The sequence below is a fragment of the Bradyrhizobium sp. T-1 genome (assembly GCF_053592855.1).
Genome location: NZ_CM132115.1, coordinates 3,896,539 through 3,920,556 on the forward strand (window position 1 = coordinate 3,896,539; position 24,018 = coordinate 3,920,556).

At 62.6% G+C, this 24,018-nt stretch carries 18 protein-coding genes and 1 pseudogene; 12 read left to right on the forward strand and 7 right to left on the reverse strand.

Annotated features, from left to right (window positions below):
* Positions 1-19: 19 nt before the first annotated feature.
* The gene (locus tag ACWAT4_RS18750) at positions 20-2,758 is read right to left on the reverse strand and encodes a UPF0182 family membrane protein (RefSeq protein ID WP_449731089.1); all 2,739 of its coding nucleotides are present in this window, start codon (positions 2,756-2,758) and stop codon (positions 20-22) included.
* A gap of 478 nt (positions 2,759-3,236) precedes the next feature.
* On the opposite strand from ACWAT4_RS18750, the gene ACWAT4_RS18755 reads away from it, so the two are divergent.
* Positions 3,237-4,405, forward strand: a protein-coding gene (locus ACWAT4_RS18755) for an IS3 family transposase (protein WP_212298635.1) whose coding sequence is annotated in 2 segments (ribosomal slippage) — positions 3,237-3,525 and positions 3,525-4,405 — 1,170 coding nt in all. Because the reading frame shifts where the segments join, the coding sequence is not laid out codon by codon here.
* A 49-nt stretch (positions 4,406-4,454) separates the two neighbouring features.
* Here ACWAT4_RS18755 and ACWAT4_RS18760 read toward each other — a convergent pair.
* The 5 genes and pseudogenes from ACWAT4_RS18760 to ACWAT4_RS18780 all read right to left on the reverse strand — a co-directional run bounded on the left by ACWAT4_RS18760 (position 4,455) and on the right by ACWAT4_RS18780 (position 9,610).
* Positions 4,455-4,832 carry a hypothetical protein gene (locus ACWAT4_RS18760; protein WP_212300909.1) on the reverse strand — a complete coding sequence of 126 codons (378 nt, stop codon included), beginning with the start codon at positions 4,830-4,832 and terminating at the stop codon, positions 4,455-4,457.
* A 647-nt stretch (positions 4,833-5,479) separates the two neighbouring features.
* Positions 5,480-6,508, reverse strand: coding sequence for an ABC transporter permease (locus ACWAT4_RS18765; protein WP_212300908.1), 1,029 nt, complete (start codon positions 6,506-6,508; stop codon positions 5,480-5,482).
* Between the two features lie 12 nt (positions 6,509-6,520).
* Complete coding sequence (locus ACWAT4_RS18770; RefSeq protein ID WP_212300907.1) at positions 6,521-8,023, reverse strand: sugar ABC transporter ATP-binding protein; 1,503 nt, start codon at positions 8,021-8,023, stop codon at positions 6,521-6,523.
* Positions 8,024-8,046: 23 nt separating this feature from the next.
* Positions 8,047-9,069, reverse strand: a complete 1,023-nt coding sequence (locus tag ACWAT4_RS18775) for a sugar ABC transporter substrate-binding protein (RefSeq protein ID WP_212300906.1) — start codon at positions 9,067-9,069, stop codon at positions 8,047-8,049.
* A gap of 136 nt (positions 9,070-9,205) precedes the next feature.
* Positions 9,206-9,610, reverse strand: a pseudogene (locus ACWAT4_RS18780) (globin).
* Positions 9,611-10,091: 481 nt separating this feature from the next.
* Here ACWAT4_RS18780 and ACWAT4_RS18785 point away from each other — a divergent pair.
* The 8 genes from ACWAT4_RS18785 (at position 10,092) to ACWAT4_RS18820 (ending at position 19,280) form a co-directional block, all read left to right on the forward strand.
* A complete protein-coding gene (locus ACWAT4_RS18785) occupies positions 10,092-10,466 on the forward strand; it encodes a DUF2946 domain-containing protein (protein ID WP_449731090.1) in 375 nt (124 codons plus the stop codon).
* Between the two features lie 85 nt (positions 10,467-10,551).
* Entirely contained in the window at positions 10,552-13,071 is a 2,520-nt protein-coding gene (locus ACWAT4_RS18790) for a TonB-dependent receptor (RefSeq protein ID WP_449731091.1), read from the forward strand.
* 39 nt (positions 13,072-13,110) lie between these two features.
* Positions 13,111-13,635 carry a copper chaperone PCu(A)C gene (locus ACWAT4_RS18795; protein ID WP_449731092.1) on the forward strand — a complete coding sequence of 175 codons (525 nt, stop codon included), beginning with the start codon at positions 13,111-13,113 and terminating at the stop codon, positions 13,633-13,635.
* A gap of 31 nt (positions 13,636-13,666) precedes the next feature.
* Positions 13,667-14,185 (forward strand): YcnI family protein, encoded by a 519-nt coding sequence (locus ACWAT4_RS18800; protein WP_212424547.1) that lies wholly within the window; start codon positions 13,667-13,669, stop codon positions 14,183-14,185.
* Positions 14,185-15,747, forward strand: coding sequence for a copper resistance CopC/CopD family protein (locus ACWAT4_RS18805; protein WP_449731093.1), 1,563 nt, complete (start codon positions 14,185-14,187; stop codon positions 15,745-15,747). The genes ACWAT4_RS18800 and ACWAT4_RS18805 overlap by 1 nt, the downstream gene beginning before the upstream one ends.
* Positions 15,748-15,894: 147 nt before the next feature.
* Positions 15,895-17,214 carry a proline--tRNA ligase gene (gene proS, locus ACWAT4_RS18810; RefSeq protein WP_449731094.1) on the forward strand — a complete coding sequence of 440 codons (1,320 nt, stop codon included), beginning with the start codon at positions 15,895-15,897 and terminating at the stop codon, positions 17,212-17,214.
* A 73-nt stretch (positions 17,215-17,287) separates the two neighbouring features.
* On the forward strand, positions 17,288-18,568 hold the full coding sequence (locus tag ACWAT4_RS18815) for a lipoprotein-releasing ABC transporter permease subunit (protein ID WP_148773669.1): 1,281 nt from the start codon (positions 17,288-17,290) through the stop codon (positions 18,566-18,568).
* A gap of 7 nt (positions 18,569-18,575) precedes the next feature.
* Positions 18,576-19,280: an ABC transporter ATP-binding protein gene (locus tag ACWAT4_RS18820; protein ID WP_449731095.1), complete on the forward strand. Its 705-nt coding sequence runs from the start codon at positions 18,576-18,578 to the stop codon at positions 19,278-19,280.
* Positions 19,281-19,408: 128 nt separating this feature from the next.
* On the opposite strand, the gene ACWAT4_RS18825 is transcribed toward ACWAT4_RS18820, so the two are convergent.
* A complete protein-coding gene (locus ACWAT4_RS18825) occupies positions 19,409-20,488 on the reverse strand; it encodes a zinc-binding dehydrogenase (RefSeq protein WP_449731096.1) in 1,080 nt (359 codons plus the stop codon).
* A 108-nt stretch (positions 20,489-20,596) separates the two neighbouring features.
* On the opposite strand from ACWAT4_RS18825, the gene ACWAT4_RS18830 reads away from it, so the two are divergent.
* The 3 genes from ACWAT4_RS18830 (at position 20,597) to ACWAT4_RS18840 (ending at position 23,859) form a co-directional block, all read left to right on the forward strand.
* Complete coding sequence (locus ACWAT4_RS18830; RefSeq protein ID WP_449731097.1) at positions 20,597-21,370, forward strand: helix-turn-helix transcriptional regulator; 774 nt, start codon at positions 20,597-20,599, stop codon at positions 21,368-21,370.
* Positions 21,371-21,741: 371 nt separating this feature from the next.
* Complete coding sequence (locus ACWAT4_RS18835) at positions 21,742-22,731, forward strand: serine hydrolase domain-containing protein (protein ID WP_449731098.1); 990 nt, start codon at positions 21,742-21,744, stop codon at positions 22,729-22,731.
* A gap of 84 nt (positions 22,732-22,815) precedes the next feature.
* Positions 22,816-23,859: a LacI family DNA-binding transcriptional regulator gene (locus tag ACWAT4_RS18840; RefSeq protein WP_449731099.1), complete on the forward strand. Its 1,044-nt coding sequence runs from the start codon at positions 22,816-22,818 to the stop codon at positions 23,857-23,859.
* Positions 23,860-24,018: the final 159 nt, after the last annotated feature.

Sequence of the window (24,018 nt, forward strand, 5' to 3'; positions counted from 1 at the left end):
CCGTGTACTTTTGGAGCGATCAACGGCTACCCGATTGCCTGCGGATATCCTCCAAAATACCACGCATCACGCCGATCTCTTTGCCGAAGCCTGTCCAATCGCCGGACTTCAACCGCTCCATGGCCTGATTATAGTGATCGAGCGCCTGTTGTGCGCGCCTTGCCGCGGACCCATCACTGGGCGATTCCGCGGTCGCAGCCGGCGCCGGTGCGGGTCCGTCGTCCACGAAGAGTGCCGACAGGGCCTCAGCAAGTGTCTCCTTCATAACGACATGCTCGCCATAGGCGGCGATCACCCGTTTCAGCTCCGGCAAATGTCCTTGCTCGGCCCGCAAATACAGCGGCGACACGTAGAGAATCGAATTCTCGATCGGGATCACGAGTAGATTTCCTCGGATCACCCGCGACCCCATCTGGTTCCACAGCGATATCTGTTGGGAGATCTCCGTGTTCTGATGAATTCGCGCCTCGATCTGGAACGGTCCGTAGACCAGCTTCTCCTTGGGAAATTCGTACACGACCAGCTTGCCATAGCCGGGCTCGTCGCAGCGCGCGGCGAGCCATGCGATCATGTTGTCGCGACGGCTCGGCACCATCGGGATCATGATGAAGAACTCGGCTTGCGCCTCTCCGGGGAGCCGCATGATGATGTAGTAGGGGGCCATCGCGGTAAGGCCGTCTATTGAAGAGACGCCGTCACCGGCCGGCTGACGTGGAAATTGCCAGAGGTCCTCGCGGTTATAGAAAACATCGGCCGCTTCCATATGGTAGGTCTGAAAAAGCCGCGCCTGGACCAGGAAGAGGTCTTCGGGATAGCGAATGTGTTTCTGAAGATCGGACGGCATGGCCGCGAACGGCTTGAACAGGTCTGGGAAGATTCGTCGATAGGTTGCGGCGATCGGGTCCGCCGGGTCCATCAGGTAAAAGTCGACGGTGCCGTTGTAGGCGTCGATCACGGCCTTCACCGAATTTCTGATATAGTTGAGGTTCAGGCCGGGCGCAGGCTGCGCGTAGGGAAAATATTCGCTCGTCGTGTAGGCGTCCTGAATCCAGAACATCCGGCCCTCGCTGACGACCAGATAGGGATCGCGATCTAGAGCGAGGAACGGGGCGATCATGCCGACCCGTTTCTGGATGTTGCGCCGGATCATGATCCGGCTGTCGTCGCCGATGTAGTCCGACAGCAGCAGGTTCACATCATTGAAGTGGTGGGCGAAGATCAGTCTGCGCACCATGCCCGACAGCGGCACGCCGCCGGAGCCGCCATAGGAGGCGTAGACGTTGTCCTTTCCCTTGGGATAATCGAATTCCGGCACCGTTCCCTTGACGATGACGTAGTCCTCCGTCTGCTGTCCGTAATAGATGCGCGGCTCGCGAATGGCGGGACCTCCGTGCGCGACCGGAGGAATGTCGCGCAGATAGAGAAGCGGAAGTCCTTCACCGCTCTTCTGGGTGACCGGACTCATCACCACACCATTGCCGTGGGTGAACAGGACGTGGCGGTTGACCCAGGTTTGCGCGTTGGACGGCAGCAGCGCGGAATTCAGCTCGCGGCCTGAGATCATCACGCTTTGATAGGTATCGCCAAACCAGTAGCGATCGACATCGAGGTCGCGCAGTTTGTAGTAGGTGCGAATCTCCTGCAGTTGCGCGTAGGTGTCGGCCAATGGTTGCCAATCCCACAGCCTTATATTTTCAACGGTGGCCTTGTTGGCCTCGAGTGTCGTGAAGGTCAGATTCTGTTCCGCCGGGAAAGGCTTTGGCGCGATCCGATTGAGATTGTAGGCCTCGCGGGTCAGGGCAATGTTACGTTCGATGTAGGGCCGCTCCCACGCCAGCTCGTTCGGCCCGACGTAGAAGCGCTGAAATACCGCGGGGATGATGCCCGACAGCAACAACGCGCCTCCGAACAGCAGCACAATCGCGGCCCCGGGAAGGTGGTAGGTACGCACCCACAGGTTCGCGCATGCCGCCGAAGCGGCGGCGATCGAAAGTGCGATCAGTAGCCACAGGACCGGCAGTTCCACATTGACGTCGGTGAAGCCTGCGCCGACCACCACGCCGTTGTCGCCGTACAGCAGGAGATAGCGGTCGAGACCGTAGGACCATGCCTTCACGCCAAAGAAGAGGCCGAGAAGCGCCGAACCGTGCGAGATCGCTGCTGGCGATATTCGGTGGGCTCGGTCTTCGATGTCGCCATACACCCAGTAGATCGATCCGGCGAACAGTGCGCCCATGACGAGAATCAGCAATGCCCAATTCTTCATGGCCACAAAGGCGGGCAGGGAAAAGAGGTAGAAGCCGATATCCTTGTCGTACAAGGGATCGTTGGTGCCGTAGGGCACCTGGTAGATGAAGCGCAGGAGAGTGCTCCAGCTGCCGACTTCGCCCCAGGCGACGAGCAGAGCGCAGAGGCCGCTACTCGCGGCGATGACAATGCGCCACGGCAGCCGCTCGCGCAGGAATTCCAACGGATCCGGCGGCGCCGTAGCGGCCGCAAGCGCGGGGTCGAACGCCGCAGGCAACCGGCTTCGGCGCCCGGCGAGGCCAAGTGCAAGGCGCGCGTTTGTCCACAAGACGGCGGCGGTCGCCACGAAGACAACGAGGAAGACGGCGGCTTTCGTCCCGATCGTGGTCCAGAAGACCTGCCTGTAGCCGATCGAGGAGAACCACATCCAGTCGACCAGGAAGTCGCCGGCGAGAGCGAGCAGGATCAGGCCGATTGCGGCGATGATGGCCGCGATGATGAGCCCCACCATGGCGCTTCGCCCTGGTGCCTTCCGTTCGGGTCCGGAAATCCCGATCGTCATAGTGACATTATAGCAGAACGATAGACGTGGCGCGCCTGTCGCGGGGGCGCCCGCACCTGTTTTTTGCTCCTACAATAGGTTGATGCCCGCACCAGGTTGCAGGTCGAACTCTGGAGGAGGCGCGAGTTCTTGGGGGGCGTCGTCGTCCGCTTTGTCGTCGAGCCGGGATTCAAGCTCCTGACGCGACGAGTGCGGCTCGCGCGACGCGGGCACTTGGACGCGGAGCAGACTTTTGTGCTTAGCAGCGAATGCCGGCTTTTTTGACCGACAGCGGTATCCGCTGCCGGGCTCGCCGACAGTCCGGCTTCTGACTCGTGACGGCGGGGAGACCGACTTCGATGCTGGTAAGCGTGGAGTTAGAGAACAGCTGAACCTCCTCCGAATGAGTGGACACCTGTGGTAGGCTCATTGAGCCCGGAGGTGTCGAATGGAACGTCAACGTCGGTCGTTTACCGAGGAGTACAAGCGCCAGGCGGTCGAGCTGGTGATCTCGAGCGGTCGCTCGGTCACGTCGGTGGCCAAGGAGCTCGGTCTGCGCGACTCGGTGCTGCGGCGCTGGGTCGACCAGTTCCGGCAGCAGCCGGCATCGGCGGCGTGGCGCCCCACCACGCAGGCGACGCCGATGTCGGCGGACCAGGCTTCGGAGATCGCCCGTCTGCGCCAGGAGAACGAACGGCTGCGCATGGAGCGCGACATTTTAAAAAAGTCGATCGCGATCTTCGCCGGAACCCGAACATGAGCTTCCGTTTCATCGAAGACCACCGCGACAGCTATCCGGTACGGCTGATGTGTGCCGTGCTCGAGGTCTCGCCGGCCGGCTATTATGCCTGGCGCGATCGCCCGGTGGGCGAACGGACAAAATCCAATGCCGCGCTCCTGGCCGAGATCCAGCAGGTCCATCGCGACAGCAGCGGACGCTACGGCAGTCCTCGCGTTCATGCCGCTCTGCGGACACAGGGACGCGGTGCCAGCCGCGGCCGGATCGAACGGCTAATGCGTCGATATGGCATTCGAGCGATCATGGCGCGACCCCGTCGGGTTCGCACCACTGACAGCCGTCACGACCTGCCGATCGCGCCGAACCTGATCGCGCGCGACTTCACGGCGGATGCCCCGAACCGGGTCTGGCTCGCTGATATCACCTACATCCCGACCGCGGAGGGCTGGCTGTATCTGGCGGCCGTTATGGATCTGTTCAGCCGAAAGATCGTCGGCTGGGCCATGCGGGATCATATGCAAATCGAACTCGCATCTGCGGCGCTGACGATGGCAATCCGCCAGCAACGCCCGCAGGCCGGATTGATCCACCACTCCGATCGCGGCGTGCAATATGCCTCACACGCCTATCGCAACGCTCTCACCGGCGCCGGCATCACCGCATCGATGAGCCGCAAGGCCGATTGCTACGACAATGCCCCGATGGAAAGCTTCTTTCATACCTTGAAGACCGAGCTGGTCCATCATCGCGACTACAACACCCGCGCCGAGGCCCAGCGCGATATCTTCGCCTTCATCGAGGGCTTCTACAACCGAACCAGGCTCCATTCCGCCATCGGATATATCGCCCCGATCGAAATGGAGCTAAAAGCAGCTTAAGCCCGTCCACTTTTTCGGGGGAAGATCACAGCTGGCGATTGACCCTTCGCTATCTGGCCCGGTTCTTGAGGGCGAGGATAAGCCAGGGGGCAACGAGTGAGATGGCGTAGGCGGGCTGGATAAGGTCGCTATATCCGCCGAGCCCCTCAAAGGACCGATAGCCACCGCTCGCGGTGATCCATCCCAATATCCCGGAGATCGAGGCGGCAACAAGCGAAGACTGCTTGGCGAGCGCTGCAGCGCCCGCGGCAATTGCGTAGATAATAGCCGTGGTGATCGTAGAGAATACGATGAGCATCGGAAATACAACGATCATTCGGACGAGGATCTCGCCACCGTCGACGCCGCGGCTGACGGCAAGAAGGAAGGCGGCGCTGCTAAAGAGAGCCAACGCCAGGAGTGCGCATTTCATCGTTTGTCGCAACATGGCAATCTCGCACTCTCCAGGGTGCTCTCGGTCGAGCCCAGCGTATGGCGCTGCCTGATGAGCGACTGCGTATCTGACTCCACGCTCACGAGGTAGACTACCCGGCGGGCAACACGCACGCGATCTTTGGTCGCGAACAATACCTGCGATCGATGAATCAATCATTGCAAACTTCGTTCTCACTCGGGCAGCAAGCACCGCTCTATCCGCGTCACCCTGAGATGGCCGCTTCTTCAGCGGTCCTCGATCTCGGCCGTTCATCCTTCGAGGCTCCGCATGCGCCGCATTCGCAGCGCCTGCTTCGCACATCAGGATGACGGAGAATTATTCGACAAAAGTCATGACCCGCCGAACCAGGTCGAGAAGAGTCGCGGAGGTGACATCGTGCTCCTGTTTTGCCCGACGTGTCAAACTTAATTTCGGAAATGGCGCAGGTCGTTCCGCGGGAAATTCCCCAATGATTTGTACTGTGCATGGGGTTGATTTTGCGATTCTTCCTTCACCTCGCCCCGCTTGCGGGGAGAGGTCGGATCGCACTTGCGATCCGGGTGAGGGGGTACCGGTCCCTCGACGATCTCACGTGTGGAGAGTGGCCCTCACCCCAACCCTCTCCCCGTAAGAACGGGGAGAGGGGGAAACACCATCGGCTAGTCCGCCGCCTTCTCTCGCAAGTGCTGCGCATAGACGTTGATGATCAGGGCCGCCAGCAGGATCACGCCGCGGATCAGGATCTTCAGGAAGCTGTCGATGTTGACGTGGTCGAGGCCGTTATTGAGGACGCCGAGAACGAAGAGTCCGACGATGGTGTTGCCGATGCCGCCGCGGCCGCCGAACAGGCTGGTGCCGCCGACGACGACGGCGGCGATGGAGTCGAGCAAATAGGTGTCGAACTCGTTCTGTTGCGCGCTGCCGAAATGGGCGACACCGAGCATGCCGCCGATGCCGGAGCAGACCGCCGAGATCACCATGACGCTGCCTAGGATGAGCTTGACGTTGAGGCCGGAATATTCGGCCGCCTCGCGATTGCCTCCGACCATGTAGACGTAGCGGCCGAAGCGCGTGTAGGTCAGCACCAGGTGTCCGCCGAGCAGCATGATGGCGGCGACGATGACGATCCAGGGGATGCCGCCGATCGAGCCGGAGCCGAGCGTCGAGATGAGGCTTGGCACCTTGTAGGCGATCTGGCCACGCACCAGGAGGGCCGAGATGCCGGCAGCGATCTGCATCATCGCCAGCGTCATGATGAAGGAGGGGATGCCGATCACGGTCAGCCCCAGCGCGTTGACGAGGCCGAGAGCAGCACAGAGCAGGAGCGCCAGCAGGATCGCGGCGACACCGGGAAGCGGGATGTTGGGAATGTTGACGTAGGATTCCTGCAGCGTGAAATAGGCGACCGCGATGCCGGTGACGTTGGCGATGCTGGCGATCGACAGATCGATCTCGGCGCAGAGGATCACGAAGGTGAGGCCGACGGCGATGATGCCGGTCACCGACACCTGCGTGAGGATGTTGCCGAGATTGTCGATCGTCGCGAAGGAAGGGCTGGCAAAGGCGAAGAAGGCGGACAGGAAAATCAGCGTCAGGAACGGGGCGATGTTGCGCATCTGCGAACGCAGAAAGGATGCAAGGCTCCGTGTGCGCTGATCCGCCGCTGGTGCCGTCTCACTGCTCGCCATTGTGCTTCTCCGTCACGCCGCTTCCAGCAGGCGGTCTTTGCTGACCGGCTCGTTCTTGAATTCCCGCACCAATGCGCCGCGCTTGAGCACGAGGATGCGGTCGGCCAGCGACAGCACCGTTTCCGGCTCGGTCGACAGCACGATGATCGCGAGCCCCTTGGCGCGGAGGTCGCGCACGATGTTGATGACGTCGTTCTTGGCACCCACATCCATGCCGCGGGTCGGCTCGCACAGCACCAGCAGCTTGGGCGGATAGGTCAGCCATTTCGCCAGCGCGACCTTCTGCTGGTTGCCGCCGGAGAGCATGCCGAGGTCGAGGCCGACCACCGGCGGCCTGATCTGGAGCTGCTCGACTTGCCGCTTGGCGATATCGCGCTCCTGCGCCGGCTTGAGCAGCAGCGACGAGATGCGGTCAAGGATGCTGATCGATATGTTCTTGTAGACCGGCTCCTGGTGAAACAGCATGGCGCGCCGGCTCTCCGGCACCAGCGCCACGCCGGCCCGCCGCGCCGCCGCCGTGCTGGCAAAGGTCTTCGGCTTGCCGTCGACGGCGAGCGTGCCGGCGTCCGGCTTCAGCTTGCCGAACAGGATGCGCGACAGCTCCTGCTGGCCGCAGCCCATGAAGCCGTAGATGCCGAGGACTTCGCCGGCGCGGGCCTCGAACGAGACGTCCTTGAGGCTGCGGGCCAGCGACAGCTGATCGACCTTGAGGACGATCGAACTGTCGCTCGGCCGCGGCAGCATCAGATCGTCGGTGTAGCTGTGCTCGAGCACTTCGCCTCCGCGGCCGATCATGGCCTCGATCAGCGCGCCCTTGCTGGTTGCTGCGCTTGCGGTTTCCGCGACCTTCCGCCCGTTGCGGAACACGGTGACCGTGTCGGACACGCGCAGAATGTCCTCGATGAAATGTGAGATGAAGACGATGGCCGTGCCTTCTTCACGTAAGCGCCGCAGCGTCGTAAACAGCCGTTCGACCTCGGGCGGGGAGAGGGCCGAGGTCGGCTCGTCCAGGATGACGATGCGCGCGCCCGAGAACAGCACGCGGGCGATCTCGATCAGCTGCTGCAGCCCGATCGGCAGGTCGCCGAGCCTGCTCATTGGGTCGACGTCGATGCCGAAGCGTGCGAGCTGCTCGCCGGCCTCACGCGCCATGCGCCGCCATTGCACGAGGCCGAGGGCGTTGGTCGGCTGGTTACCGAGAAAGACGTTCTCCGCGACCGTGAGATCGGGTGCGACGGAGAGCTCCTGATGCACCATGGCGATGCCGGCCGCATGCGCATCGCGCGCCGAGCGGAAATGCGTTTCCTGGCCGTCAATCAGGAAGCGACCGGAGAATTCCGTGTGCACGCCGGCGATGATCTTCATCAGCGTGCTTTTGCCAGCGCCGTTCTCGCCGACGAGACCGTGGATCTCGCCGGGGAGAAGCGCGAAGTCGACACCACGAAGCGCCTCGACGCCGCCGAAGCTCTTCGTGATGCCCTGGAGTTCCAGGATGGGCTGTTGACCCTCAGGCATGCAAGATCAGATCTTGGAGGATTTCAGATCAGGAAGTGATCCTGCATCCACTGCATGCCGGCGGCATTGGCCTTGGTCACGACCGGGCCGTCGGTGACGACGTTCTTGGGAATGCCCTGGCCGCTCTTCTCGCCGCCGGCGACCGCCGCAACACCGGCGATGATCGCGCCGCCATGGATGCGGCAGGACGGATTGCGCACGGTCGCGTACATCCGGCCCTCGCTGACCGCCTGGATCGCCGGCGGCATCGCGTCCACACCGCCGATCAGGATGTTGGTGCGGTTGTGCGCCTTCATGATGTTGGCGGCCGCCAAAGCCATGTCGTCGTTGTGGAAGAACGCCGCGTCGATCTGCGGATATTTGGTCAGATAGGTTTCCCAGAGCCGCGCGGTCTTGGAGACGTCCCAATCGGCCGGCTGGGTGTCGAGCACCTCGATACCCGGGAACTGCTTCACCACCGAGTTGAAGCCCTTGGCACGGCCCTGCGCACCGGTATGGCCGAGCGCGCCTTGGGTCATGATGATCTTGCCCTTGCCGCCCATGGCGTTGCAGAGCGCCTGCGTCACCGAGGCCCCCATGAACTCGTTATCGGGGGCAAGGAAGGAGTGTACGTTGATCTGGTCGAGCGGCGCAATCAGCGTGTCCATGTCGATGACAGGTGTGCCGGCGTCGATCATCTTCTGCACGGGCTGGGTGAGGGTGCCGATGCCGAAGGCCTGGATCGCGACGAAATCCCATTTCTGCGAGGCCATGTTGTCGATCGCCGCGCGCTGCTTCACTGCGTCGAGCTGGCCGTCGAACCAGGTGACTTCGACATTGAACAGCTTGCCCCAGAATTCCGCGGCCTGCTTGCCCTGGGCGCACCAGGTCGCCTGAAGGCCTGCGTTGGAGAACGCCGCCTTCAGCGGCTTCTCGCTTCGTCCAACTTCGGCTGCAAGTGCTGGGTTTATGCCCATGCTGCCGAGGATGGCAGTCGCGGCGCCGGCGGTCGCTGCCGCCTGAAGAAGATCGCGCCTCGTCGTCGAGAAATCTTTCGTCCCGGACATCGCTCGCTCCCATAAATTTTATCGTCGGCGCGTCATTGATTGCGCTACCGAGACGGAAAGTGTCTCACAAGAGTTGATGCCACTCAATGTGCAATCAACGCGGAATCGTCGCGGGGTCTTGGTGCAGCGCAAAGCGCTACGCTGTGATGCCGGCGAAGGCTTCGATGTCCGTGAGAAGCTGCTCCCATGCGCATGACATCTCGGGTGATCATTCATCGCCGAGCAGGTCTCGCAGCGTATCCCTGATGACGTTGAAGAAGGCGATGAACAGCTGGCGAGGCGTGCCGTAGCCATCGTGCGAGGCGACTTCGCAGGCAATCATCCGGAATTGGCCACTGCGCTCGCCGGCGAAGTCGAGGATCGCCTCGATCGTCAGTGCAAGCATCGATCCCATCACGAGCTCGCTACCTTGGGACCGGAACATCGCCCACGTTTCGGGATGCTCGTTGAACAGCCGTTGACAGACGAGGGGCGTGAGATCGGCGCAGCGCCAGGCCGCAAGCTCAAAGCTTTGCTCGATCGGGTTGGGAGAAGTACTCATCGGCCCATCGGCCGCAGATAAAAAAAGAGCGGGGCCCTAGCCCCGCTCAAAAATTGTGTCGACCCTATTATCCCCGATTCTAAGATTTGATCTTGATTGGCGGGGCGACGCTGCGTTTTGCGCGCCAGGGGCTCCTCCCGAGACTTGGACCACCAGACCTCAACCTCACGGTCAGGCCTGAGCAAGGGGGATGCTAGATCAACTTTTCTCACTTGTCATCATTTTCGGCAACGATTGTTCAAAATTCGAGCAGTTGACGCAATGATCGGGCTGTTAACCCCTTAAGTATATGACAAATATAAGAATTATGTGGGTATTTCAGGTCGGGCGGACTGCCGCAAATGGTGGACGCGGTCCCCCGGCGGGTCCCGCCGAACATTTTTTTCGAGAAACTTGCGCAGCCCCAACCAGCTGGCCGAAGTGACCTCGACTCGGACGAGGCGTGGTGTTTAGTTAGCCCAGCGAACGAATGGTTCGGCGGATGCGCGCACGGCTGCAAAAATTCCTACCGATTGTCTTGCTCGCGCTAGTGATGCAGGTGCTGGCGCCGATTGCCGCGTGTTGGGCGGCCGGCCAGGCCGTTGCCGATCCGCTTGGCGCCGGCGTCATCTGCCATAGCGCCAGCGAGCAGGGCGGCCCGAGCGGCCAGAATGGCTCGCCGACCGCACATGCCGGCGCCTGCGCGCTGTGTTGCCTTGCGCAGGCCAACGCATCGTTCGATTCGCCGCCGCAGGCAGCGTTCTCCGTTCCCTTCCGCCACGCCGAACGCGTGGCGTGGCACGAGGCCGCCGCGTCCGTTGTCGCACCCCACAAGGGCTTAAGCGCGCAGGCGCGGGGGCCTCCCCACTTTTCCTGACGACCCTTCGTGATTGCCTCGGTTCATCCGTTGGCGATTGATGCTGTCGAATGGCCGGAAAGAAAGCCGGCGTCAGGAACGCCCCATGTTATCTCGTCATGCCCGCTGCGGCGTGAGTGTCGTTGCCGTTCAGGCCGCGCTGCTTGCCTCGTCGAGCGGCGTTTTCGCCCAGGGCAGCCCAAGGGAGCTGCCAAGGGAGCTGCCAAGAGAGCTGCCCGCAGTGACCGTCGACGCCCCCGCGACTGTGAAGCCCAAGCCGCGCAAGCCCGTGCAGACCGCCGGCACCAGGAGGAATTCGGCAAATCCGGCGGCCGAACGGCCGGCCTCGGCCGCTGCAGCCGATGAGCAGGGCGCGGGCAGCGCCCGGGCATCGCTCGATCAGCCGGCGGCGGTGGCGCGCTATCAGCTGCCGCAGCGCTCGTTCAGCATCACGGCAAAGCAGGTCGACGAGACCATCAACCTCAAGGACCCCGAGGACGCCGTCAAGTACATGCCGAGCCTGTTCGTGCGGAAGCGCAACGACGGAGACAATCAGGCGGTGCTCGCGACCCGAAGCTGGGGCCTGAACTCCAGTGCTCGAACGCTGATCTATTATGACGACCTGTTGATCTCGGCGCTGATCGGCAACAACAACTCTGGTGCCTCGCCCAAATGGAATCTGATCTCGCCCGAGGCGATCGGACGGGTTGATTTCCTGAATGGTCCCTTCGCGGCCGCCTATCCCGGCAATTCCATCGGCGGCGTTCTGCTGATCACGTCCAAGATGCCGGACAAGCCGTTTGCGGTTGCCAAGGAAACCGTCTCGGTGATGCCTTGGAATCAATACGGCACCAAGGACACCTACGTGACCAGCCAGACCAGCGCCGCCGCAGGCAATCGCGACGGCAAACTATCCTGGCTTGTCAGCGCGAACCATCTCGATAGCTACCAGCAACCGTTGTCTTACGTGACCAACGGCAGCCTTCCCGCGGGAACGACGGGAGGTTACCTTGCCCTCAACAAGACAGGTCAAATCGCGGATGTGGTCGGCGCAGGCGCGTTGGCGCATTCGCAGCAAACCTCGGGCAACCTTCGGGTGGCCTACGACGTCTCTCCGCTGGTGCAAGCCACGTACTCATTCGGTGTCTGGAACAATCATCAGACGTCGGATCCCCAGACCTATCTGAAGTCTACCGTGACCGGCTTGCCGACTTTCGCCGGCATCACCGGCTTTGCCAGCAACAAGTATACCTGGGATCAGACTCACATCAGCAATGCGGTTGCGCTCAGAAGCGACACCAAGGGGACGTTTGATTTCGATTTGTCTGCGTCGAGCTACAACTATCTCCATGACACTTTGCTCAATCCCTATACCGTCGTCCAGTCGCCGGGGCTCGGCTACTCGCTCAATGGCAAAGTGACGCGAATGGATGGCACTAATTGGCAGAATGCGGATGCCAAGGGAATCTGGCGCCCGTTCGGCGTCGATGGTGCGCACGAGGTCAGCTTCGGCTTCCACGCCGATCGCTACAGGCTCGAGAACCCTGTCTATCTTTCAAATGTGTGGTTCACGGCCCCGTCGACGGGAAACGGCCAGCTCTTCACCACCGGCGTTGGAGAGACACGAACGGACGCGCTGTGGCTGCAGGACGCCTGGAAGATTGCGCCAAACTGGAAGCTTACCCTGGGAGGGCGTCTCGAGAACTGGCAGGCCCTTGACGGCTACAATGTCAACTCGACTGTGGCTGCGGGTACCGGGACGGTGAATGTGCCGATCCCGGTCGTGAAATTGGTTCCTCAGAACCAACCAAGCCTCAATGCCGCAAATTTATCGCCGAAAGCCTCGCTCTCGTTCGACCCAAACAAGGATTGGAACGTCACGGCGAACTTCGGTGAGGCCTATCGCTATCCGACTGTCACCGAACTCTACCAGAACATCGTGGTCAACGGGGTCGCGACCTTTGCAAATCCGTTTCTCGCACCGGAGCACGACTACAGCACCGAGTTGAACGTCGAGCGGAAGTGGAACGACGGCCGGGCGCGATTGACCTTGTTTTGGGAGCGGACGAACAATGCGATCATTTCCCAGACCAACCTGGTCACCGCAGGCGGTCAACAGAACTCGGTTACGGTCATCAGCAATGTCGACGCAATCCGGATGCAGGGTGTCGAATTGTCGGCCGAGAGGGACAATGTCCTGCTTACGGGTCTCCAATTGTTCGGCAGCATCACCTACGTCGACTCGCGTATCCTGGCGGACGCAAGCTGGGCTGGAAAGGATCCGGTCACGGGGGTGCCGACGACGGTGGTCGGCAAGCGCGTGCCATACGTCCCTGATTGGCGCGCCAAATTCGGCGTGACCTATCGGCCGAACGAGAGTTGGGCCTACACTGTGGCAGCGCGCTACAGCGGCAAGCAGTATTCGACGTTGGATAACACCGACTATATCGCTCGGGTGTATCAATCGTTCGATAGCTACTTGGTCGTGGACGCCAAGATCCATTACAACGCAACCAAGGATTTTGCGTTCGACTTTGGCATCGATAATCTCTTCAACAAGCAGTATTTCCTATTCCATCCGTTCCCCGGAAGAACTTTCGTTCTCGCCGGCAAGTACACATGCTGACAAATGAGACTCTCAACGACGACAAGAAGGGCAACCGACATGAACAATCTCTCACGCATTCTCGCGCTCGCGGCGTTCTCGGCCGTTGTGATCGCGGCTCCCGTCCGCGCCGACGACGTCAAGGCTGGCGATCTCGTCATCTCGCAAGCGTGGAGCCGGGCAACGCCGGGCGGCGCCAAGGTCGCCGGCGGCTTCCTGACCATCGAGAACAAGGGCTCTGCACCCGACAAGCTCGTGGCAGTTACCGCTGAGATCGCCGGTAAGGCCGAGGTTCACGAGATGGCAATGGACAATGGCGTCATGAAGATGCGTCCGCTGGACAGGGGCCTCGTCATCGAGCCGGGCAAGACCGTGAAACTCGCTCCCGGCGGCAACCATCTGATGCTCCAGGATCTGAAGGGTCCGTTCAAGCAGGGTGAGAAGGTGCCGGTGACGCTCGAATTCGAAAAGGCTGGCAAGGTCGTCGTCTCGCTCGATGTCCAGGGCGTCGGTGCCCAGGCCCCCGGGGGTGGGGGAGGCATGATGATGAAGAAGATGCCCGATCATTCGGGAATGAAGATGTGATGTGTGTGATCTAATTTCCGGGAGATCGAGTATGTCGAAGGCACTCTGGCTGATCCTGATGGCTGCGCTGGCCGCGTCGCCTGCGGCGGCGCATGTTTATCTGGAAGGCAAGCAGGCTGCGGTCGGTGCATCCTACAAGGCCGTCTTCGCCGTGCCGCATGGCTGTTCCGGCTCGCCGACGGTCAAGATCCGCGTGCAGATCCCGGAAGGCGTGATCGCAGTGAAGCCGATGCCGAAGGCCGGCTGGAACGTCGATGTCGTGGAGGGCCAATATACCAGTGCGTACGACTATCACGGCAACAAGCTGACCTCGGGTGTGAAGGAAGTGGTGTGGTCCGGCGGCAAGCTGCCGGACCACAATTACGACGAGTTCATCGTCAGCAGCTTCCTCACCGACAGCCTGAAGCCGAACACCACGCTGTATTTTCCGGTGGTGCAGGAATGCGAGAAGGGCGTCAGCCGCTGGATCGAAATCCCGGCGGAGGGCGCTGGGCATTCGCACGACGACAAGTCGCCGGCGCCCGGCGTGAAGCTGCTGTCCAAACCGTAATGCGTCTTCTCGCTGCGTTCGCGATGCTGCTTGCCATCGCCGGCACTCCGACCAGCGCGTCGGCACATGCGGCGCTGATCTCGGTCGAACCGGCGAGCGGAAGTATCCTTGCGAGCGCGCCGAAGGCGGTGGAGCTGCGCTTCAACGAGGCGGTGACGCCGGGCGCGATCCAGTTGATCGACGGTGCGGGCAGGGCGCGCGACGATGCGCGTGTCACGACATCGGGCGAGGCAATCACGGTTGCGATGCCGCCGGACTTGCCGAAGGGCACCGCGGTCGTGAGCTACCGGGTGATCTCGCAGGACGGTCATCCCGTCGCGGGATCGGTGATCTTTTCGATCGGCGCGCCGACGGCCACGCAGCCCCGGGCCAAAGCGGATGGCCGATTGAGCGCGATGATCTGGTTGTCTCGGATCGGTCTCTATCTCGGGCTCTTCGTCGGCGTCGGCGGCGTGTTCTTTGGCCGCTGGATTGCTTGGTCGATGACGGCCATGAGGGTACCGCGCGCAGCGCTGCTTTTGGGTCTGCTAAGTGCCGCTGTCTCGTTGGGCGTGTTGGGTCTCGATCTCCTTGGGCTGCCGCTGGCGGCGATCGTGACGGCGGCTCCTTGGACCATCGCATTTGCGACCAGCGCCGGCCTCGCCTCGAACGTTGCCATCGCGGCGATGCTGCTCGCGCTGATGGCGCTGAGTCGCGTGTGGTACGCGCGCGCTCTTGCGGTCGTCGCCTTCATCGGTGTTGGCCTATCGCTCGCCATGACCGGGCACGCGGCAACGGCATCGCCCGAGGTGCTGACGCGACCGGCGGTCTTCGTCCATGGCCTCGCTGTCGCCTTCTGGATCGGCGCGCTGACGCCGCTTGCAGCGCTGCTGTCGAAGCCGACACCGGCGGTGCTACCGCTCCTCAATCGCTTCTCGCGCATCGCAGTGCCGGTGGTCGCCGCGCTGGCGTTGACCGGTCTCGTGCTCGCAATCATCCAGCTTGAAAAGCCGGCGGCGCTGGTCGAGACGACCTACGGCCTCATTCTCTCGGTCAAGCTCGTGCTGGTCTTGTTCCTGCTGGCGCTTGCCGCGCTCAATCGTTACAGGCTCACACCGGCGCTGGTGAAAGATCGGGGCGTCGCAACCGTACTCAAACGCTCGATCCTGCTCGAATGCGCTACCGCGCTCGGCATCTTCGCCATCGTCGCCGGCTGGCGCTTCACGCCGCCGCCGCGGACCATCGTGCCGGAGACGCCCCTGGCGATCCACATCCACACCGACAAGGCGATGTTCCAGGTGCTGGTGTCCCCAGGCAAGGCCGGCGTCGACGATTTCGTGCTCCAACTCATGACCGGGGAGGCGACGCCGCTGCAGGCCAAAGAGGCGAGCCTGACGCTGAGCCTGCCGGAGCGCGGCATCGAGCCGATGGAGCGTGACGCCGAACTCGGGCCTGATGGCTATTGGCACGTGCGCAAGGTCGAGTTGCCCTTCGCCGGCCGCTGGCATGTGCGGATCGACGCGTTGGTGACCGATTTCGAGAAAATCACACTCGAGGACGACCTCGAGGTCGCGCCGCCTTAAGGCGAGCACGGTTCGAGTCGAACCTGAAGTCGACGGAAAAATGACAGGAATTCCGTCACGTTAGCGGCTTTTCCTCATTCCCGGCCTTGTGTTTTCGCTCCCAATCCGGTTTCACTGCAACTCATCACTGATTCCCAGAGTATTGCCATGCGGTTGTCGCGGTTCTTTCTGCCCATTCTGAAGGAAAATCCGAAGGAGGCGGAGATCGTCTCGCATCGGCTGATGCTGCGCGCCGGCATGATCCGGCAGGAGGCGGCCGGTATCTACGCGTGGCTGCCGCTCGGCTTCCGGGTGCTGAAGAAGATCGAGCAGATCGTGCGCGAAGAGCAGGACCGTTCCGGCGCGCTGGAACTGTTGATGCCGACGCTGCAGCTCGCCGACCTCTGGCGCGAGAGCGGCCGCTACGATGCCTACGGCCCGGAGATGCTGCGCATCGCCGACCGGCACAAGCGCGAGCTGCTGTACGGGCCCACCAACGAGGAAATGATCACCGAGATCTTCCGCGCCTACGTCAAGTCCTACAAGAACTTGCCGCTCAATCTCTATCATATCCAATGGAAATTCCGTGACGAGCAGCGTCCGCGCTTCGGCGTGATGCGCGGCCGCGAATTCCTGATGAAGGATGCCTATTCCTTCGACCTCAACGAAGCCGCTGCGCGCGTCGCCTACAACAAGATGTTCGTCGCCTATTTGCGGACCTTCGCTCGGATGGGGCTGAAGGCCATCCCGATGCGTGCCGAGACCGGCCCGATCGGCGGCGATCTCAGCCACGAATTCATCGTGCTCGCGGAGACCGGCGAATCCGGCGTTTTCATCAATCGCGACGTGCTGGATTTGCCGGTGCCTGGCGAGGACGTCGACTATGACAGCGACCTGACGCCGATCATCAAGCAATGGACCTCGGTCTATGCCGCGACGGAGGACGTTCACGATCCCGCGCGGTTCGAGCAGGAAGTGCCGGCGGAGAAGCGGCTGAACACGCGCGGCATCGAAGTTGGCCAGATCTTCTATTTCGGTACGAAATACTCCGAGCCGATGAAGGCGATGGTGGCGGGGCCTGACGGCGTCGATGTACCGATCCACGGCGGCTCTTACGGCGTCGGCGTCTCGCGCCTGCTCGGCGCCATCATCGAGGCCTGTCATGACGATGCCGGCATCCAATGGCCGGAGGCGGTGGCGCCGTTCCGCGTCGCGATTCTCAATCTCAAGCAGGGCGATGCGGCGGTCGATGGCGCCTGCGAGAAGCTCTATGCCGAGCTCACTGCCAAGGGCGTCGACGTGCTCTATGACGACACCGACCAGCGCGCCGGCGCCAAATTCGCTGCCGCCGACCTGATCGGCATCCCCTGGCAGATCATGATCGGGCCGAAGGGGCTGGCCGACGGTAAGGTCGAGATCAAGAAGCGCAGCGACGGCTCCCGCGAGACCATGTCGCCAGCGGACGCGGTCGCCCGGCTGGTCGGCTGAATATTGTTCATCGCCCGATATCGCGGCCGCCAATCCGGCCACAATTGACCCCGAATCATGGGATTATCGAGCGATGGATGAAACCATGACCGAGACCGTTCAAACCGCGCCTTTCGCGCCCTTCGAGTGGATGCTGTCGGCGCGCTATTTGCGGGCGCGCCGCAAGGAAGGATTCATCTCGGTCATCGCCGGGTTCTCCTTCCTCGGCATCATGCTCGGCGTGGCGACGCTGATCATCGTGATGGCCGTGATGAACGGCTTCCGCAAGGAGCTGCTCGACAAGATCCTGGGGCTGAACGGCCATATCCTGGTCCAGCCGCTGGAATCGCCGCTGACCGACTGGAAGGACGTCGCCGAGCGCATCAGCCAGGTTCAGGGCATCCGGCTGGCTGCCCCGGTCGTCGACGGCCAGGCACTGGCGTCCTCGCCCTGGAATGCCTCGGGCGTGCTGGTGCGTGGCATCCGGTCAGACGATCTCAACAACCTCACCTCGATCGCCAAGAACATCAAGCAGGGCTCGCTTGAGGGCTTTGACGACGGGCAGGGTGTTGCGATCGGCCGGCGGCTCGCCGATCAGCTGTCCCTGCATGCCGGCGACAGCGTGACCCTGGTCGCGCCGAAGGGCGCGGTCACCCCGATGGGCACCACGCCGCGCATCAAGCCTTACAAGATCGTCGCCGTGTTCGAGATCGGGATGTCCGAATACGATCTCGGCTTTGTCTTCATGCCGCTCGCGGAAGCGCAGGCCTATTTCAACCGCAGCAGCGACGTCACCTCGATCGAGGTGTTCACCACTAATCCCGACCGCATCGACGCCTTCCGCAAGGCGGTGACGGAGGCCGCGGGCCGGCCGGTGTTCCTGGTCGACTGGCGGCAGCGCAACTCGACCTTCTTCAACGCGCTGCAGGTCGAGCGCAACGTGATGTTCCTGATCCTGACCATGATCGTGCTGGTCGCAGCGCTCAACATCGTCTCCGGCCTGATCATGCTGGTGAAGGACAAGGGCAGCGACATTGCGATCCTCAGGACGATGGGGGCCTCGCAGGGCTCCATCATGCGGATCTTCCTGATCACGGGCGCTTCGATCGGCGTGGTCGGCACGCTGGTCGGCTTCTTCGTCGGCCTCGTGATCTGCCTCAACATCGAATCCATCCGGCAATTCCTGTCCTGGCTGACCAGCACCGAATTGTTTTCGCCGGAACTCTATTTCCTGTCGAAGCTGCCCGCCGAAATCGACGTCGGCGAGACCACGGCCGTCGTCATCATGGCGCTGACGCTGTCGTTCCTGGCGACGCTGTATCCGTCGTGGCGCGCCGCGCGCCTCGATCCCGTCGAAGCGTTGCGGTACGAGTGAGGGGCTGATGGAGCAGCAGCAGGGGGCGGAAGATGAACCGGTCATCTATCTCCACGAGATAAGACGGCAGTACCTTCAGGGCGAGGCGGCCCTGACGATCCTCGACAACGCCAAGCTCGCGCTGTGGGCGGGCCAGTCGGTCGCGCTGGTGGCGCCGTCTGGTTCGGGCAAGTCGACGCTGCTGCACATCGCGGGCCTGCTCGAGGCGCCCGATTCCGGCGAGGTCTACGTCAACGGCGCGCCGACCTCGCAATTGCCCGACATCGAGCGCACCCAGCTTCGCCGCAGCGATATCGGGTTCGTCTACCAGTCGCACCGGCTGCTGCCGGAATTCTCCGCGCTGGAGAACGTGATGATGCCGCAGATGATCCGCGGCCTGAAGAAGTCCGAGAGCGTCAAGCGTGCCAAGGAGATCCTCGGCTATCTCGGCCTCGGCGATCGCATCACGCATCGGCCTGCGGAGCTATCGGGCGGCGAGCAGCAGCGCGTCGCGATCGCGCGCGCGGTCGCTAATGCGCCGCGCGTGCTGCTGGCGGACGAGCCGACCGGCAATCTCGATCCGCACACCGCCGACCACGTGTTCCAGGCTCTGATGCAGTTGGTCAAGGCGACCAAGGTCTCCATGCTGATCGCGACCCACAACATGGAGCTCGCCGGCCGCATGGACCGGCGCGTGTCGTTGTCGAACGGCCAGGTCATCGAGCTCGAATAGAAAACGCGAAAACAACCCCATGCACAGTAGACGGCCGTTGCCGGCTACGGTCGGGGGAATGTCTCCCAACCATCTGACATATCGGACAAACCGGCTGCGACGGCGCATCGCTGCAGCGGCGGGGCCTGTTATGGCCGGATCACCGTCAATTTGAACGGCCCGCCATTGGCCGCGGCATGCGCCACGGCCTCATTGACGTGGTCGAGGTCGAAGTTCGTCGTCTGGTACTCGTCGAGCCGCAACAATCCCGCGCGCACCAGGCCGATCAGGCGGCTCGCCGCATCCGGCGGATACATCCACACGCCGTGGATGGAGATGCAGTTGCGCATGATCCAGGGGTAGGGCAGTTCGAGGCCCGCACCGCCGGCCATGCCGACACCACCCATCAGCACGACGCGGCCATAGGCGCGAACCGTCATGACCGCCGCGCGCACCACGCTCGTGCTCACCGAGGGCGGCATGATGTCGAGCACGCAGTCGATCGAGCCTCCCGCCGCGCGCTTCATTGCCTCGCGGTCGTCGTCCTCGTGACCGGTGAGCCTGACCGGCTTCACCCGCGCGCCGAAGCGGCGGACGAGGTCGGCCAGGATCGTCTCGTTGCGGCCGGGCGTCACCACGCAGGCCGCCCCCATTGCGAGTGCGACGGAGACGGCGGCGCTGCCGAAATTGCCGGTGGCCCCGCTCACCAGCACGGTCTCGCCCGCTTGCAGGTTTGCAGCGAGAAAGCCGCCATAGGGCACCAGCGCCGTTCCCAGCGCGCACCATTGCGAGGCTTCCGCGGAGGTGATCTGGCCAAGCTTCTTCACATTCTCGGTCGGCACGCGCATCTGCTCGGCGTAGGAGCCGTGGCGAAAATGCTGCTGCAGGCGCATGCCGCCGGGGCCGGCGGCCGTGAGCCCTTGCAGGGCGATATCGGGCGCCACGATGTCGTCGCGCGAGCGCACCGTCGGGTCGCAGAACACCCAGTCGCCAATGCTGAGCTTGGTGGCATCAGGGCCGATCGCGCGCACCCGGCCGATGCCGCCAGGGCCGGGGATGATCGGCAGGGCGAGCGCGTAGTTGCGCTCCCCGCTGAAGACTTCGTTCATGTAGGACAGGACGCGCGTGGCGACGACATCCACGATGACCTCGCCGGTGCCGAGCACCGGATCCGGCGCGGTCTCGACCACCAGCGGTGATCCCAGGGATTTAAGGATGGCAGCTTTCATGATGTTCACCTCAGAGACGGGTGATGCTCATATGCGTCGGCCTTGAAGGGACATGAAGGCCTGGTATTATCCTAGTATTCCCAAAACCCTCCATCACGGGAACACGCCATGGCCGACCCACGCCGCGTCGAATTCGGCGATTTCCTCCGCTCCCGCCGCGAAAAGCTGTCGCCGAAGACTGTCGGGCTCCCCGCAGGCCAGCGGCGGCGGACCGCGGGGCTCCGCCGTGAGGAGGTCGCCCAGCTCGCCGGCATCGGCGTCGACTGGTACATCCGCCTCGAGCAGGGACGCACCGTCAGCCCGTCGGTCACGACCATCGATGCGCTGGCGCGTGCGCTACGCCTCAGCAAGACCGAGCATGCGCATCTCAAGGATCTCGCGCGCGGCGGCGCGAGGGGCACGTTCACCCGCGAGGTGGTGCCGCCGCCGATCCTGCGCCTGGTCGAGAGCCTGCCGCATCCGGCCTACATCACCGGGCGGCGCTGGGACGTGCTGGCCTGGAATGCCGCCGCCGAGGAGATCTTTGCGTTCGGGCGATTGCCGGAGGATGATCGCAACACGCTGCTCTTGATGATGACCAACAAGAAGACCCGGAAATCCTATGGCGCGGGCTGGGCTGACGTGGCCAAGCGCATGGTCGCGATGTTTCGCGCCACCCACGACGTCTGGGCCGGCGATCCCGCCTTTGCGGAATTGCTGACGCGGTTGCGCGAAGGCAGTCCCGAATTCGTCAAATGGTGGGGCGCGCACGAGGTGCACGGCACCTTGTCGGGCCGCAAGACCATGACCCATCCGACCAAGGGCGTGCTGCATTTCGAGCACACGAGCTTTCAGGCCAATGACGATCCCGCGCTGAAGCTCGTGATCTATACGCCGGTGTGAGGGCGCAAAAGCACGGCAATCACGCGACGGCCTTTTTGACGACCGACGGCGAAACCGAGCACAGTCTCGTGCATGTCGCGACGTGCCTACAAAGCAGGGCCGAAGTTCGAGCGCCATGATTGCAGCCAACGCAAAGTAATGCTACAAATCGTAGCATTCGTTCGCGGTCGAAAGCGAGGTCGACGAGGGATCGGATGAGGCGTCGGCAATTCATTTCGCTTCTCGGCGGGGCTGCCTTGGCGCCAATCGCCGGGCCTCCGGTCTGCGCTGACTCACCGGCCAACTGTGCCGCTCCGGCAAAGCGCGATGATGGCTGGTCCGTTCTATCGGCCAATGGAGACAACGACTTCGACCAGGCCGCGCTGTGCAGGATGGCCGATCGCCTCGAAAGCTCCGGCGCCAACATTCACGCCGTGCTGGTCGCTTGCCACGGTAGATTAGCGTTCGAGCGATACTTCAGAGGATCCGATGAGGTTGCCAGTCGCTTCTTCGGCGTTCTGGTCAAGGACATCAGCTTCGACGCCGATACACTCCATAATCTAAAATCGTGCTCGAAGAGCGTCGCGTCGCTCGTAGTCGGGATCGCGATCGACCAGGGCTTCATCCGAAGCATCGACGAACCAGTCGTCAGCTTCTTTCCCGAATTGCCCGAGCTGCGGTCCCCGGACAAGGATCGCATCCTGCTCTCACACGTGCTCACCATGTCGATGGGCCTAAAGTGGGTGGAGGCAACTCCGGCGACAGGGGACGACAACGACGAAGTGCGCATGCATATGGCGCAGGATCCCTCTCGTTACGTCCTCGGTCTTCCTGTGACGGCACCGGCCGGGCAGGGGTTCTTCTACAACACCGGTGCGCTCACGCTGCTCTCGGCGATCGTTCGCAAGGCCACCGGCCGTCCGCTCGATGAATTCGCGCGCACGGTGCTGTTCAATCCGCTCGGCATCAACGAATTTGAGTGGAGCAGGGTCAAGGGCGACAGCGATGCCGGAGGCGGATTACGCCTGCGGCCTCGCGACATGGCGAAAATCGGCCAACTCGTCCTCGCCGGCGGTCGCTGGAACGATCGGCAAATCGTTTCCAAAGCATGGATCGAGGCGTCGACCACCATGAAGCTCAGGGCGGATGACTATCAATCCTACGGATATTTGTGGTGGTTGGGACGTTCTCGCCTCAATGGGCGTCTCGTCCCGTGGATTGGCGCACTCGGCCGAGGTGGCCAGTCGATCCGCATCGTCCCGGAACTCGATCTCGTTGTCGCGGTCACCGCGGGATACTATCAAGACTACAGTCCTGAAGCCTTCAAATTGCAGTACGGCGTGTTCAGGGATGTCTTGCAGGCTGTCTCGCCTCCGGCGTAAGGCCCCGCAAACCTCTTTGCGAAACGATGAAGTTTCGGAGTAGGTTCGCCAATTGCTACGCGATCACCGGGATGGACTTGGACTGTGACTGGCAAACGAACGCGCGAGGGAAGCGGCCGCGTCAAGCTCGAGGCGGTTGCAAGCGCCGCGAATGTATCGACGGCCACCGTGTCGCGGGTGTTCAACGAGCCGGACAAGGTCTCTGAAGCGATCCGGGAGCGCGTAAAGGAAGCTGCCCGCGCGCTCAACTGGATTCCGAATGCCGCGGGAAGGGCGCTTGCCTCGAGCCGAACGCATATTGCGGGGGCGATCATCCCGACGCTCGACAACGAAATCTTCGCGCATCAGATCGGCGGCATGCAGGCGGTGTTCAGCAATGCCGGCTTCACGCTGTTTCTGGGCTGCTCCAATTACGATCCGCTCGAAGGCTTGAGGCAGGCGGAGGCCATGCTCGCGCGGGGCGTGGAGGCGATTGCGCTCGTCGGTGAAAACCATCCCGAAGAGCTCTTTGCGGCCTTGAAGGCCCGCGACATTCCCTACGTCGTCATGTACTCCTACAGCAGGCTGTCGGAACATCCCTGTATCGGCTTCGACAACGGTGCCGCCTTCACCCGGATCACGGATCATCTGCTCTCCCTCGGACACCGGCGTTTTGCCGGCATCTTCCAGCCGGTCGCGAACAACGATCGTGTGGCCGCCAGGCTTGCCGGCGTGAGGGAGGCGCTGGCGGCTGCGGATCGGCAGATGCCGGATGAGAATTTGCTGATCGGTCCCTCCACGCTGGAATTCGGCGCCGAGAGTTTTTCGCGGCTGATGACGCGGGAGGGAGAGGTGCGACCTACGGCCATCGTGTGCGGCAACGACAACATCGCGCTCGGCGCCTTGATGGCTGCCAATGCCCTCGGCCTCAAGGCGCCAACGGACTTCTCGATCACCGGGTTCGACGATCTCGCGATCTCGTCGCGCTTCACGCCACGTCTGACCACCATGAAGGTCGACAACCAGGAGATCGGGACGTTGGCCGCCAGCGAGCTCCTCGCCGTCGTTGCCGGCCACAAGACGAGGCCACAGTCCAAAGAGATCGTGCCGGTGTTGCAGGTCAGGGACAGCTCGGGCCCGCTGGCTTGACGATCGCGGGTGATATCCGGGGTGGGGAAGGGCGCCGCCTTTGCCTGCTTGACCGGCGAGATGGCTGACCTGCACCGAATGGAAATCGGTTCATGTCATTGAAAGACAACAGAAATCGGACCTTTCGGTGAAATTGACACCCAATATGTAAGCGCTTAC